Below are 14,175 nucleotides of genomic sequence, written 5' to 3'. Positions count from 1 at the left end.
GAGAACGGGAGACAAAAGAAAGCAGAGGAGCAATTCCAACCACTGGTTCCGCCAGCCACTAGTCACTGATAACTGATAATTGATAACTGATAAAAATGCCTAAAAAACTGATTTTACTAGTAGAAGATAATCGCGATGATGAAGAACTAACGCTGATGGCATTTGAGCGCAGTGGTTTAGAGTATGAAATTGATGTTGTCCGCGATGGAGCTGAGGTACTAGATTACTTATTTCTTACGGGTAAATATAGCGATCGCCACCCCAAACAGCAACCAACATTAGTACTGCTGGACTTAAATCTACCGAAGGTAAGTGGTTTAGAAGTTATACGCCGCCTACGAGCTGATGCAAAAACTCGTTCTCTTCCCGTTGTCGTATTGACAACTTCCAACGAACAGGAAGATATGATTAACAGCTACGAATTAGGTTGCAATAGCTACGTGCGCAAACCTGTAAACTTTACGGATTTTTTGGTAGCTTCTCGGCAGCTTGGGTTATACTGGCTCCACTTAAATGAATTCCCGCCATGTAAATCATACCGTGAGTAAACCTCTACGTATCTTACTAGTTGAAGACTCAGAAGATGATGCTGAGTTGTTGGTGTGTTATCTAGAACGCCATAACTGCGATGTAGAGTGGCTGAGGGTAGAAACTCCAGAGGCAATGTCGAGCGCCCTAGATCGGCAACAGTGGGATATTATTCTAGCCGATTATTCGTTACCAAAATTTAATGCTACTGCTGCTTTGCGCTTATTGCAAGCTAAAGCTTTAGATATTCCATTTATTATCGTTTCTGGCAACATTGGTGAAGAAACTGCTGTCGCAGCCATGAAAGCTGGAGCGCACGACTACATTATGAAAGGGAACTTGGCGCGTCTAGTCCCAGCGATTGAACGAGAGATGGAAGAGGCTGCTTCCCGACGAGAACGCCAACGCATTCAGTTAGAACTCGAAGAAAGTGAAGCTCGCTGGCACTTAGCATTAGATGGTGCTAATGACGGACTCTGGGACTGGGATATTAAAAATCATACAGTTTTTCTTTCAGCCCGGTGGAAAGCAATGCTGGGTTATGCCGAAAATGAGATTGGGAATTGCTTTGAAGAATGGTCAAACCGCGTGCATTTAGACGATGTGGAATCGGTGATGCGATCGCTACAAGAGCATCTTGCCCGACAAACTGAATTTTACCGCACAGAACATCGCCTGCGTTGTAAAGATGGCACTTACAAATGGATTTTGTCTCGCGGCAAAGTCTTGTGGGATGAAACTGGCGCTGCAATCCGCATGGTTGGTTCCCATACAGATATTACTTCCACGAAGCAGATGGAAGATACCCTAAGACAACAAGCCGAAAGTTTAACAGCAGCAAATCGGATCAAAGATGAGTTTTTAGCTGTTGTGTCTCACGAACTACGCGCACCGCTCAATGCCATTCTTGGTTGGTCGCAAATACTTCGCACGCGAAAATTTACGACGATTACCAAATGGGAAATATTAGAAGCGATCGAACGCAATGCGAAATGGCAACAACATTTAATTGAGGACTTATTAGATGTCTCCCGCATTGTTCAAGGCACGCTCGAACTTCAGTTCGCTCCGGTCTATCTACCGTCAATTATTGCCGCAACAATTAAGACAGTACAGCCGATGGCTGATGCAAAAAGAATTCAACTTAAGTTTACAATCGATCCTGATTGGGAAGACGCAGAAATCGAGAAACAAATTTTGCTTTTGGGTGACTTTAACCGATTGCAACAAGTCTTTTGGAATTTGCTGAGTAACGCAATTAAGTTTTCTGCCGAAGGTCAACAGGCAGACATTTGCCTATCATTAGTTGCTGACGATTCTAACAGCCAAGCTCAAATTCAAATTATCGATCGCGGTCAAGGCATTAGTGCCGAGTTTCTGCCGCATGTCTTCGATCGCTTTCGGCAAGAAAATAGCTCTAGCACCAGATCGCATGGCGGGTTAGGATTGGGACTGGCGATCGTCCGTCACATCGTCGAAATGCACGGTGGGACAGTTGGTGTTGCTAGCGACGGAGTCGGACAGGGAGCAACTTTCACAGTTCAGCTCCCACTACCAAAACAAAAATTGAGTCAAAATCGGCAGCCTTCTACTGCCGATCTCTGGTTGGAGACATCAGAACCATATCCCTTAGTGGGGAGAAAAGTTTTAGCGGTTGATGACGAACCCGATACTTTGGAATTATTGGCAGTAGCTCTTACGGAGTACGGTGCTGAGATTGTTGTTGCTGGCTCAGTACCGGAAGCGATCGCTGCCTTTACCCAGTTCAAACCGGATATTATAGTTTGCGATCTGGGGATGCCAGGAGAAGATGGTTATGCTCTGATTCACCAAATTAGAATGCAGGAAATAGGACTAGGTACTCATACCCCGGCGATCGCCTTAACTGGGTTTGCTAGAGATTCAGACCGCGATCGCGCGATCGCTGCTGGTTTTCAAGTCCATCTCTCTAAACCTGTCAATCCCTACCAATTAATGTCGATAATTCTGAAACTGACTAAAGATAGTTATTTATCTGAAAAGTTATAAGGGAGTCGGGAGTCGGGAGTAAAGAATAAGAGAGAATTCTGAACCCAGTGCTTTTTGACTTTTAGCTTTTGACTTTTGACTTTTCAATTAGCTTTTGACTTTTCAGTCTACCGGATGCTGTCCGTAAAAAGGTAATGCTGCCGACCAGTGAGGGCGTTTGCCTTGTTGCCATTCGAGTTCGGCTAGTTCTAATATCTGAGAAACAGAAGCCCCTAGATCGCCCTCGGCAGAAAGTAGTTGACAAGGAGCTGAAAAATCAGCCAGAGTTTGCTGCCATGCTTCGGGAGACATAACTGTGTCTGCCAATAGGGGAGTTAAGCCTTGCGAATCTGAAGTCAATTGATAAATTGCCGTAAATAATTGTCCTCGCTGGGCTGGCATTTGCACGGCGATAGGTTTTTCGCCTCGATGTCCCCAGGCGACTGCGGCTAAAGTGGAGATGGCAAATAGGGGAATATCGAGTTGTTGCGCTAGCGTCCGCGCCGTTACCACGCCGATGCGCGTCCCTGTAAAGCCTCCTGGTCCCCTAGCTACAGCAATAAATGCCAAATTTGACCAAGTTTGAGGTTGCAAAAACTCTGCTAAATTTTGGTGCAAAAGACTTGACAGATCGCGCCCCAAATGCACAACGCGATCGCGTCTATCTTCCTGAAAATTACTAATTGCCAGTCCTAACTCTGGTGTTGTCGTGTGTAGAGCAAGAGCATAATTTGTCATTGGTCATTTATCATTGGTCATTTGTAGATATTCTCCCTTGTCCCCCTACTCCCTACTCCCTCTCAAGTCGGTACGAGTTCGCCGGGGCGCAGTTTTGACCATTTACCCATTTCGGCTTTGAAACTGAGGCAGCCTACTACGTCCCATTCCATTTCAATGTAGTCTTCTTTGGGACGGATATTGACATTAATGCTTGGTTCGACTGGTTCAAAACTTGGATTTTCGGTCAAGTGGGGTTGCTGGTGTTGGTGTTCTACTGCATGATAGGTCATGCAGCGATCCACGTAATGGCAATTGACGCAGATGCACATAGAACCTTCTCCATTTGCTTTTCTGTTAATTTAGCTTATACAAACTGGATGTGAGTCAGTTGCTGGGTTGATTTTTGTTGCGATGTCTCCCTCTTTATTATCTCAATTATTTACCGATCTGCCCTTTGGCTGGGAATGGTTGCCTCAACCATCGTACCTAGTAGGTGGTGCAGTCCGCGATCGCCTACTCGGGAGAAACTCAGATTATTTGGATTTAGATTTTGTTCTACCAGAAAAAGCGGTTGAGACAGCTAGGGCGATCGCCAAACATTACAAAGCTGGTTTTGTCTTACTCGACGCGCAAAGGCAGATTGCCAGAGTCGTGTTTAAAAATGCTACCGTTGATTTTGCCTTACAAGAGGGTGTTGCTCTCGAAGCCGACTTGCAACGACGAGATTTCACAATCAATGCGATCGCCTACAATCCTCACACTCAAGAACTCATCGATCCTTTACACGGCTATACTGACTTACAGCAACGCTTGTTACGGATGGTATCGCCTGCAAATTTGCAAGACGATCCGTTACGGTTGCTGAGAGGTTATCGTCAAGCTGCTCAGTTAGATTTCACTCTCGAACCAAATACGCGATCGATAATTCGTCAGCTTGCACCTTTAATCGGACGAGTAGCAGCCGAACGAGTGCGGGTAGAATTGGGCTATCTCCTCAACAGCGATCGCGGTACGGCATGGTTGCAAGCTGCTTGGGAAGATGGGTTACTTGCACCTTGGTTTCCTAATATGACGCGATCGCATGTAGAGCGATTACTCAAGGTTAACTCTGCCGCTGCTAGCTTATCATCATTTTCCCAATTAGTTCGAGAACTCAATCAACCAGTACGAAATACAATCAAAACCTCCTGGTTGGGAATTGCCAAACTGACTTGTCTGGTTTCCACAAATTCAGCCACAGCAGAAATAGAGTTAGATAAATTAGCTTACAGTCGGGCAGAAATTAAAGCCGTGACTACAGCCTTACAACTATTACCTCAACTCCAAGCAAAATCGCCCGGACAAATGACTTTAGCAGAGCAATACTTTTTCTTTCGTGCTGCTGGTGTTATTTTTCCCGCGATCGTAATTTTAGCTGTCGTACAAGGGACGAGTATAGATTTACTCTCTTCGCTCATTCACCGCTATCTCAACCCCAAAGATCCAGTTGCCCATCCTACCCCAATTCTGACAGGTAATGACTTAATGAAAGCTCTTAAACTCTCACCTAGTCCGCTGATTGGGGAAATGTTGTTACAGATTCAACTGGCTCAAATCGAAGGCAAAATCTCAACTGTAGAAGAGGCGATCGCATTTGCAGCAAAAAGACTAGATGGTTGACAGTTATCAGTTGACAGTTGACAGTTATCAGTTATCAGTGACTACTGGCTGGTGGCTAGAATTATCCCCCTTGTCCCCCTTGTCCCCCTTGTCCCCCTTGTCCCCCTGCTCCCTGCTCCCTGCTCCCTCTAACAGATCGGGACGGCGATCGCGGGTGCGTTGAATTTGCTGTTCGTAGCGCCACTGAGCGATCGCTTGATGATTCCCTGAAAGCAGGACTTCTGGAACTTTCCAGCCGCGAAAGTCTGCTGGACGAGTATATTGAGGATAATCTAACAACCCTGCCTCAAAACTTTCGGCTTTAAGGGACTCTGTTTTTCCTACCGTTCCTGGTTGTAGCCGGATAACTCCATTCATCAATGCCAAAGCGGGAATTTCTCCTCCAGTTAACACGAAATCTCCTAAAGAAATCTCTCGCGTGACTAGATGCAGTACGCGATCGTCTACCCCTTCATAATGTCCGCAGATGATGACTATTTGCTCGCAGTTACTTGCTAATTCTTTGAGCAACGATTGATTCAAAGGTTGACCTTGAGGAGTCATTAATATCGTTTCTCGACGCGGTAAAATTGGGAGTGATTCAACGGCAGCGAAAATCGGATCTGGTTTCATCAACATCCCTACACCACCACCGTAGGGTTCGTCATCGACCTTGCGATGCTTATCGGTGGTAAAGTCGCGGGGATTGACCAGATTTACCTCGGCAATTTTTTTTGCCAAAGCTTTACACATCAATCCTGAGCTAAGAGGAGAGGTAAAGAAGTCGGGGAAGAGAGTAACTATATCAAAACGCACAAAAAATCAACCAGAAAAATGACTATTATCAGTTATCAGTGACCAGTGACCAGTTATCAGTTAATTCCGACTCCTGGCTCCTGACTCTTGGCTCCTCACAAATGACGAATGACAAAAGTGTTGCTTATTGTTTAAATTATGTTTAAATATTGTCACGTCTGGCAAATTACTGAGCGGTCAGGGTAAAAAAAATTCAATTGGTACGGTCTCAACCTCGGATTGAATGCTTTGCAGCACTGAAGCGATCGCAGGAGCGGACTTTGAATGGGGTTGACGAGAAGGAAAGAAACAATGGTGCAATTAGAGGCTCAATCGCTGGAAATGAGGACTCCCCAAGCTACAAAAACAGCCATTTTGGTGATCGGTGGAGCAGAGGATAAGGTTCACGGAAGGGAAATCCTGCACACGTTTTTTGCTCGTGCCGGATCGACAGATGCCCATATTGCGATTATTCCTTCTGCTTCTCGCGAACCAACAATTATTGGCGCACGCTATCTTAGCATTTTCGAAGAAATGGGAGCAAAGAAAGTCGAAGTCTTGGATATCCGAGAACGACAACAGTGCGAGGAGCCAAATGTTCAAGCATGTCTGGCTGCTTGTACGGGAGTCTTTTTGACCGGGGGGGATCAACTACGTCTGTGTGCGGTGCTGGCAGATACCCCAGCAATGGATATTATTCGGATGCGGGTACAGCGGGGACAACTGACTTTAGCTGGTACGAGTGCGGGAGCTGCCGTGATGGGGCATCACATGATTGCTGGCGGTGGCAGTGGCGAGTCACCAAATCGAGCGCTGGTAGATATGGCGATCGGTCTGGGAATCATCCCTGATGCGATCGTAGATCAGCACTTTCACAATCGCAATCGGATGGGACGATTGCTCAGTGCAGTTGCCTGTCATCCAGATCGCTTGGGGATCGGGATTGATGAAGATACTTGCGCTATGGTCGAGAAAGATGGCACTTTAAGGGTGATGGGCAAAGGTACAGTTACGATTGTCGATCCTGGGGAAATGTCTTACACTAACCATGCCGATATTGGTGCTGCCGAGCCTTTAAGTTTGCATAACCTGCGAGTGCATATCTTGAGTTATGGCGATCGCTATCATTTACAAAAGCGGATCGTTTTGGCTCCCGTGCAAAGACTACCGCAATAGTCAAGTATTCGTAGGGGCGGGTTTTGACCAAAGATTTACGGCTGAGACTGCTAATTTCTCTGCTAAACCCGCCCGTACAAAAGTCGGAATTCGGAATTATATTCTTTCGGTGGGAAGAATATGAGCTGCATTTTCGATTTCAAGTAAAAAAGTAGTTTCCGATACAGTTGTCGCTAAGTCTTGAGCGAGACACTAGTTAATTGGTTGCACCCCCCATTTCCCAATCCCATGAGAATTCTGAAAATCCAGACTTTACGCGGTCCCAATTATTGGAGCATTCGCCGACATAAGCTGATCTTGATGCGGCTCGATTTGGAAGATTTAGCCGAGCAACCGACTGACCAGATCCCAGGCTTCTATGAAGGACTTGTCGAGACTCTGCCGAGTTTAGAATCGCATTTCTGCTCTCCTGGGTGTCGTGGTGGCTTTCTCATGCGGGTGCGGGAAGGCACGATGATGGGGCATGTGGTGGAGCATATCGCCTTAGAGTTACAAGAACTGGCAGGCATGTCAGTCGGCTTTGGACGGACGCGGGAAACCTCAACACCTGGGGTTTATCAGGTAGTGTTCGACTATGAAGACGAGCAGGCAGGACGCTATGCGGGAAGGGCTGCCGTGCGGATGTGCCAGAGTATTGTGGAGCAAGGAAGATATCCCCAAGCTGAGTTAGAGCAAGATTTGCAGGATCTCAAGGAACTGTATCGGGATGCCGCGTTAGGACCGAGTACGGAGGCGATTGTAGAAGAGGCAGCAGCTAAGGGCATTCCCTGGATGAATTTAGGGGCGCGGTTTTTGATTCAGTTGGGGTATGGTGCGAATCAAAAGCGGGTACAAGCTACAATGAGCGATCGCACGGGAATTTTGGGTGTAGAACTTGCCTGCGATAAGGAAAGCACGAAACGGATTTTAGGCAATGCTGGCGTACCCGTTCCTCAAGGAACGACAATTAGCTATTTAGATGAATTAGAAGATGCAATCGCCTCTGTTGGCGGTTATCCAATTGTGATTAAACCCTTGGATGGCAACCACGGGCGGGGGATCACGATCGATATTAGAACCTGGGAAGAAGCTGAAGCCGCCTACGATGCTGCTAAAGAAGTTTCTCGCGCTGTAATTGTCGAACGCTACTACGTCGGGCGCGATCATCGCGTATTGGTGGTAGATGGTAAGGTGGTTGCTGTTGCCGAGCGCGTCCCCGCTCACGTTGTCGGTGATGGTGAGAGTACGATCGAGCAGTTAATTGAAGAGACGAACCAAGACCCGAATCGGGGTGAGGGACACGATAACGTTCTGACCAAAATTCAACTCGATCGCACTAGTTTCCCATTGCTCGAACGCCAAGGGTATACCTTAGATACGGTATTAACAGAGGGCGAAGTTTGCTACTTGCGGGCAACGGCAAACTTGAGTACGGGCGGGATCGCGGTAGACCGTACTGATGACATTCACCCAGAAAATGCTTGGTTAGCGCAGCGAGTCGCGAAAATCGTTGGCTTAGATATCACGGGGATCGATATTGTCACCTCCGATATCAGCCGTCCATTGCGGGAAACTGAGGGCGTAATTGTAGAGGTGAATGCGGCTCCAGGCTTTAGGATGCACGTTGCTCCCAGTCGCGGTATTCCCCGTAACGTTGCTGGGGCAGTATTAGATATGTTATTTCCCCCAGGTACGCCCAGCCGAATTCCAATTATTGCCCTGACGGGAACGAATGGTAAAACAACCACTACGCGCTTGACGGCACACCTGATTAAACAGAGTGGCAAGGTGGTTGGTTACACCACCACTGATGGCACGTATATCGGCGATTATTTGGTAGAACCAGGCGATAATACTGGTCCCCAAAGCGCCCAGTTGATTTTACAAGACCCCACGGTGGAAGTTGCCGTACTGGAGTCGGCACGGGGAGGCATTTTGCGATCGGGACTGGCTTTTGATGCTAGCGATATCGGGGTAGTGTTGAATGTGGCTGCCGATCATTTGGGAATTGGCGATATTGACACGCTCGAACAAATGGCACACCTCAAGAGCGTGGTGGCGGAAGCCGTGCAACCGAATGGTTATGCCGTCCTCAACGCCGACGATCCGCTTACAGCAGAAATGCGCGATCGCGTCAAGTCTAAGCTAGCTTGGTTTTCCATGTCTCCAGATAATCCTGTGGTACGGGAGCATACCCAGCAGGGTGGATTGGCTGCGGTGTACGAAAACGGCTACCTGTCAATTTTGCAAGGAGATTGGACGCTGCGGATCGAACAGGCGGCGAACGTACCGTTAACTATGGGCGGACGCGCACCGTTTATGATTGCCAATGCTTTAGCCGCAAGTTTAGCAGCTTATGCCTATGGCGTGCAGATCGAACAGATCCGTGCTGGATTAGCTACGTTCCGCGCTTCTAGCAGTCAGACTCCTGGACGGATGAATTTATTCAACCTGGGTGAATATCATGCCTTGGTAGATTACGCCCACAATCCTCACAGCTACGAGGCGTTAGGGGGATTTGTGCGCAACTGGACGGCAGGAGAAAGGATCGGTGTCATCGGAGGTCCAGGCGATCGCCGTGACGAAGATTTTATCATCCTGGGTAAGCTTTCCGCTGAAATTTTCGATCGCATCATTATTAAAGAAGACGACGATAACAGAGGTCGCCCTAGAGGAGATGCGGCTGAGTTAATTTCCAAGGGGATTATGCAAGTTAAGTCCGATTGTCGTTACGAGATCGTCTTAGATGAGACGACAGCAATCAATACGGGTTTAGATACTGCTTCTAATGGTAGTTTGGTTGTGATCCTGCCAGAAAGCGTCAGCCGTGCCATTAGCTTAATTCAAGCCCGTAACCCCTTGAGCGATAATTCCCTCCAGCCTCCCAGCGTGGCGGCGCAAGATTCACCAACTGGGATCGTGTCGTCGGTGAATCAGATTTAGGTAGTTGGTAGTTGGTAGTTGTCATTTGCAAGGAGTCAGAAGTCGTAGGGACAGGTTTACCAAAAAACTCCGTACTAAACAGAGAGTATAGGTGAACCCGCCCGTACAGGAATCAGGAAATTTTGAATTGCGAGTTGCGATTTGTGACTTGTGACTTCTGTTGTTTAATCTTCCGATTCAGGGCGATCTTCTTGAGGATTTTTCAGTTCTTCTTTAAAGCCGCGTAGTGTTTTACCGAGGGAACTACCGATTTCGGGAATTTTCTTGGGACCAAAGATGAGAATTGCGATGATAAAGATGACTCCGACTTCTGCCCATCCTAGACCAAACATAGAATTCTCCTGTCAACCTGCTCTCTTACTAATCATAGATGGGATGCGATCGCGCTTGTACAGTAACCAGTTATCAGTTATCAGTTATCAGTTATCAGTTACTTCTGACTTACGACTTACGACTTACGACTTATTAATCGGTATTCCCAACCACGTGCTGAGTTCTTGAGCTAGCCAGTCAACTTCTGAGGGAGAGATGGAACCATCGTTACCGAGTTCGTATTTTCTGGTTCCCGCCCAAATTGTCAGGCGAGAGACACGACCAAAAGATAAAATCGCCAGTTTTTCAATCGCTTGTCTCGGTGCTTGATGGCGCGGCTGTTTAAATCGGAAGCCCAACATTTCGTAGCTGCGGGATATTTGTTGAGGATCTATAGTAATTCGGACTTTACCAAATAAAGCTGAGAGAATTCGCCAAACCATGCTTGCACCCGCGCCCAAAAAAGGAAGTGAAAATAAGGCGAAGAAGAGATTCATGCCCATTGGTGCTGTTATGAGAGCCGAGGCTAGCCAAAATACTAAAAACGAATTCCACGCGATCGCAAATAAGCTTAAAGAGACAATTTCAGGACTAAAACCTTTGCTAGGAAGCAAAATTTCTACAAAATTGGCATCTTGATGTAATTTAATCTTACTCCCAAACGGTTGCGAAATTGTCGGTACGATATTTACGGGTTGTTCTAAAGCTGCTAATGCTTCCCGAGCCGAACTCAAGCGCCGATCTAAATTTGGTTCGGTCATCCACTGTAACCAGCGGGTAAATTCAGGACTCAAACTTGCCACCGATTCAAATTGAATGTGTCCGTTTTTGTGTGGTAAATCGGCGGGATGAGTCCCCGTAACCAAGTAAATTAAAGTTGTACCCAAGCTATATAAATCGGAGGCGGGAACGGCGCGATCGCCAAATTGTTCGGGAGGCATATAACCGTAGGTCCCCACGACTGTCATCGTTCCGCCTTCCTTGGAAGCTAGAGTTTGGACGGAACCGAAATCGACTAAATATATTTTTTCTATGCGATCCCCAAGCAAAATATTGCTAGGTTTCAGATCGCGGTGAATGACGGGTGGTTTTTGTCCGTGGAGGTAGAGCAAAATTTCTAGTACTGATTTAGCTAATTGTTTGACTTCCACCTCACTAAAAGTTCGTCCAGCCTTGAGTTCTGTCTCTAAAGATTTTCCTTCCACATAAGACTGTACCAGAGCAAACCCTTTACTGTAGGGTGTATCGAATTCAAAAAAATCTAAATATTTGGGAATAGCGGGGTGAGATAAAGCTTTTAAAGTTTCTGCTTCCCGTTCAAATAACTTCAATGCTTCCCACTCAAAATCTATTCCAAAGGAGAGAAGTTTGATAACAACTAATTGCTGAGTTTCTAAATCCCGCCCTAACAGCGTTTTGCGTCCGGCTTTTTTTGCCAATTGTTGTTGAATTTCGTAGCGCGAAGTTAGGCGATCGCTATAGTTCATATTTCGTAATTTAGAATTTGTAGGGTGGGTTACGTATAACGCACCCTACAGAAATGGTAACTACAAGCGGGGATCGCTGGCTAACTCTGTCAAAGCTGTATCGGTGAGGCGACAAATTCGCCAATCTGGCAAAATCTTAGCGCCCATCTGTTGATAAAAAGCGATCGCGGGTTCGTTCCAATCTAGTACGCTCCATTCCAATCTACCGCAATCTTTTTCGACTGCTAACTTTGCCAAATATTTGAATATTGCCTTACCGATCCCCTGGCGGCGATACTCTGGCAAGACAAATAAATCTTCTAAATAAATTCCTGGCTTTGTGAGAAAGGTAGAGTAATTGTAGAAATACAGTGCAAATCCTACAGCTTTCTCGTCACATTCAGCTACAATCGCCTCTATATAAGGACGAGAACCGAATAGATGCTCTTGCAATGCCTCAACACTACCAATGACTGCATGAGATAATTTTTCATACTCCGCCAGAGCTTTAATTAGGTCGAAAATTGCATCTGTATCGGCGCTTTGAGCCGGACGCAAAAGAAATTTAGAGTCCATCAGGCATTTTAAGATAGTGTCGTGCCAAGACGCAAAGGAATGAAGAGTTTCTTGAGAGTAATCGAGTCTTAAAAGAAAATATCTTTTTTGTATAATGCCTAGCAAAAAGTTACCATTCATCAGTAACGCTTTGCGCCTTTGCGTCTTGGCGCGACCAAAATTACAACAGCCACCCTTTCAAGCGTTTGGCAATATGAGGACGACGCAACTTCCGCATGGCTTTACTTTGGATTTGTCTGACTCTCTCGCGAGAGAGATTGAACAAACAACCGACTTCCTCCAAAGTACAAGGTTCGCTTGTCGTCAAACCGTAACGCAGAGAAATTACGTCTTTTTCCCTGGGAGTAAGAACATCGCCTAAAACATCCCAAATTTCCTGTCTCATCATGGTTTCGCTCATCTGTTGTTCGGGGGATTGAGCGTCGTTGTCTTCTAGGAGATCGACTAATTCTGTATCTTCCTCTTTCCCGACTCGATGATTCAGAGATAAAGCCTTGCGCCGTAACTGTTGTAATTGACGTAATTGTTCTGGCGGAACTTCTAATGCTGCGGCTAATTCAATTTCTGAGGGATTGCGTTGAAGTTTTTGCTTCAGCTCGCGTTGATATTTTTTAAGTTTATTTAATTTTTCAACAATGTGAATTGGTAACCGAATTGTTCTAGCATCATTAGCGATCGCCCGCGTAATTGCTTGACGAATCCACCAATAGGCATAGGTAGAAAACTTATATCCCTTGTCGGGATCGAATTTTTCTGTGGCGCGATTGAGTCCCATTGCGCCTTCTTGAATCAGATCTAGAAATGGCAAACCGCGATTCAAATAGCGTTTGGCGATGGAAACTACCAAGCGTAAATTAGAACGGATCATTTTCCGCTTTGCCACTCGTCCCAAATACAGGTGGTGTTCTAATTGTTTTTCTGAAATTCCTAACTGTGCTATCAATTCTTCGCGGTTTGGTTGACGTTTGAGTTGCTTTTGTAGTCCTTTTTGAATTTCTTCAACTTCAACTAAAAACCGGACTCGACGCGCCAATTCTACTTCTTCTTCTGCTTTCAGCAAGGGATAACGCGCCATTTCTTTAAAAAACGCTCCCACTGCATCGTCAAACTGAGTTTTTTGATACTCCGAAGCTCTTGCTGCTCCAATCCCATCAAAGTCTCGCTCGTCTGCCTCCCATCCTTCTGTCAAGGCGATCGCTGTTTCTTCTATATTGGGTGTTGTTAGCTCGGGTAGCTGCTCTGGTTCCGATTCGACTTCTCGATTCAAAGCGGTAATTACCTCTATTTCGGCAATTTCTATATCGCTATTGAATTCCGGGGTAGGGAAGCGATCGTGTTGGTACGGCTGCTTTCTTTCGTACATAAACACTGGCACAAGGTAGATGGGAGACTACTTAATTTTTAATTAAGTTTCAGGCTTGAAACTTGTCTGGGTAATTATCTTCTTATTAGAAGCTTATTATCAGTTTTTTTCGACTTGAAAACCTTTCAAATTCGTATTTTTTATCACCAAATCCACTCGGCAATAAACGCTGTAAATTGAGAGCGGGAGTTTTATTAAATTTTCCAACCATGCTTATCGTAGGCTAATTATCGTTTGAAATGCAATGTAAATAGTAAGAGATTTCCTGTTTTTCTATGGCAAACTTATTAAGTTTTTGTTAAAGTTCGGTGTGTATTTCAGAAAAACAAATAGTTCTTCCGAAAGTTATGATGTATACCAAGCCAATAGGATGTTTAGTATTCCTAAATGTATGCTAGGCTAGTAATAGAATTTACTAATTATACACATATGTCAACCTAATTAATTAAATTTTCTTAAAGTATTTGTTCCTAAAAATTAGGATGGCATAGAATTAACTATTTAAATCTCTATCAATAGGGAGAAAATACTTATTAGAATTCAGAAGCCAGAAGTTAGAAGAGAGCTGGAGAGGCTGGGGGAGAGAAGTCACACACACCATACCCACTGATAACTGATAACTGACAACTGCTTCCTTCATTGCGAATTCAGAAGGCAAATTGTAATATGGAT

The 14,175-nt window shown here is 45.6% G+C and carries 12 protein-coding genes; 5 read left to right on the top strand and 7 right to left on the bottom strand.

What is annotated here, in order from left to right:
- Nucleotides 1-95: 95 nt before the first annotated feature.
- Nucleotides 96-548 carry a response regulator gene (locus QH73_RS17200; protein ID WP_039716978.1) on the top strand — a complete coding sequence of 151 codons (453 nt, stop codon included), beginning with the start codon at nucleotides 96-98 and terminating at the stop codon, nucleotides 546-548.
- Nucleotides 541-2,556: a hybrid sensor histidine kinase/response regulator gene (locus tag QH73_RS17195; RefSeq protein ID WP_039716979.1), complete on the top strand. Its 2,016-nt coding sequence runs from the start codon at nucleotides 541-543 to the stop codon at nucleotides 2,554-2,556. The genes QH73_RS17200 and QH73_RS17195 overlap by 8 nt, the downstream gene beginning before the upstream one ends.
- 102 nt (nucleotides 2,557-2,658) lie before the next feature.
- On the opposite strand, the gene tsaB is transcribed toward QH73_RS17195, so the two are convergent.
- A complete protein-coding gene (tsaB, locus tag QH73_RS17190; RefSeq protein WP_039716980.1) occupies nucleotides 2,659-3,273 on the bottom strand; it encodes a tRNA (adenosine(37)-N6)-threonylcarbamoyltransferase complex dimerization subunit type 1 TsaB in 615 nt (204 codons plus the stop codon).
- A gap of 62 nt (nucleotides 3,274-3,335) precedes the next feature.
- Nucleotides 3,336-3,584, bottom strand: a complete 249-nt coding sequence (locus QH73_RS17185) for a Ycf34 family protein (protein ID WP_039716981.1) — start codon at nucleotides 3,582-3,584, stop codon at nucleotides 3,336-3,338.
- Between the two features lie 82 nt (nucleotides 3,585-3,666).
- On the opposite strand from QH73_RS17185, the gene QH73_RS17180 reads away from it, so the two are divergent.
- Nucleotides 3,667-4,914: a CCA tRNA nucleotidyltransferase gene (locus tag QH73_RS17180; RefSeq protein WP_039717748.1), complete on the top strand. Its 1,248-nt coding sequence runs from the start codon at nucleotides 3,667-3,669 to the stop codon at nucleotides 4,912-4,914.
- A 27-nt stretch (nucleotides 4,915-4,941) separates the two neighbouring features.
- Here the strand turns inward: QH73_RS17180 and trmD are convergent, their stop codons facing one another.
- Complete coding sequence (trmD, locus tag QH73_RS17175) at nucleotides 4,942-5,709, bottom strand: tRNA (guanosine(37)-N1)-methyltransferase TrmD (RefSeq protein ID WP_052290209.1); 768 nt, start codon at nucleotides 5,707-5,709, stop codon at nucleotides 4,942-4,944.
- 291 nt (nucleotides 5,710-6,000) lie between these two features.
- Between trmD and QH73_RS17170 the strand changes: the two genes are divergently transcribed.
- Together QH73_RS17170 and cphA are read left to right on the top strand one after the other, a co-directional pair.
- Nucleotides 6,001-6,864 carry a cyanophycinase gene (locus QH73_RS17170; RefSeq protein ID WP_039716982.1) on the top strand — a complete coding sequence of 288 codons (864 nt, stop codon included), beginning with the start codon at nucleotides 6,001-6,003 and terminating at the stop codon, nucleotides 6,862-6,864.
- Nucleotides 6,865-7,092: 228 nt separating this feature from the next.
- Complete coding sequence (cphA, locus tag QH73_RS17165; RefSeq protein WP_039716983.1) at nucleotides 7,093-9,786, top strand: cyanophycin synthetase; 2,694 nt, start codon at nucleotides 7,093-7,095, stop codon at nucleotides 9,784-9,786.
- 164 nt (nucleotides 9,787-9,950) lie between these two features.
- Here cphA and tatA read toward each other — a convergent pair whose 3' ends face one another.
- From tatA to QH73_RS17145, 4 genes are all read right to left on the bottom strand, one after another.
- Nucleotides 9,951-10,118, bottom strand: coding sequence for a twin-arginine translocase TatA/TatE family subunit (tatA, locus tag QH73_RS17160; protein WP_039716984.1), 168 nt, complete (start codon nucleotides 10,116-10,118; stop codon nucleotides 9,951-9,953).
- 123 nt (nucleotides 10,119-10,241) lie between these two features.
- Complete coding sequence (locus QH73_RS17155; RefSeq protein WP_039716985.1) at nucleotides 10,242-11,585, bottom strand: serine/threonine protein kinase; 1,344 nt, start codon at nucleotides 11,583-11,585, stop codon at nucleotides 10,242-10,244.
- A 60-nt stretch (nucleotides 11,586-11,645) separates the two neighbouring features.
- Nucleotides 11,646-12,140 (bottom strand): GNAT family N-acetyltransferase, encoded by a 495-nt coding sequence (locus QH73_RS17150; protein WP_039716986.1) that lies wholly within the window; start codon nucleotides 12,138-12,140, stop codon nucleotides 11,646-11,648.
- Nucleotides 12,141-12,300: 160 nt separating this feature from the next.
- Nucleotides 12,301-13,503, bottom strand: coding sequence for an RpoD/SigA family RNA polymerase sigma factor (locus QH73_RS17145; RefSeq protein WP_132867186.1), 1,203 nt, complete (start codon nucleotides 13,501-13,503; stop codon nucleotides 12,301-12,303).
- Nucleotides 13,504-14,175 lie beyond the last annotated feature (672 nt).

Source organism: Scytonema millei VB511283, assembly GCF_000817735.3.
In the GTDB taxonomy this organism is placed as follows: Bacteria; Cyanobacteriota; Cyanobacteriia; order Cyanobacteriales; family Chroococcidiopsidaceae; genus Chroococcidiopsis; species Chroococcidiopsis millei_B.
This window is presented reverse-complemented; position numbering and strand designations above follow the sequence as displayed.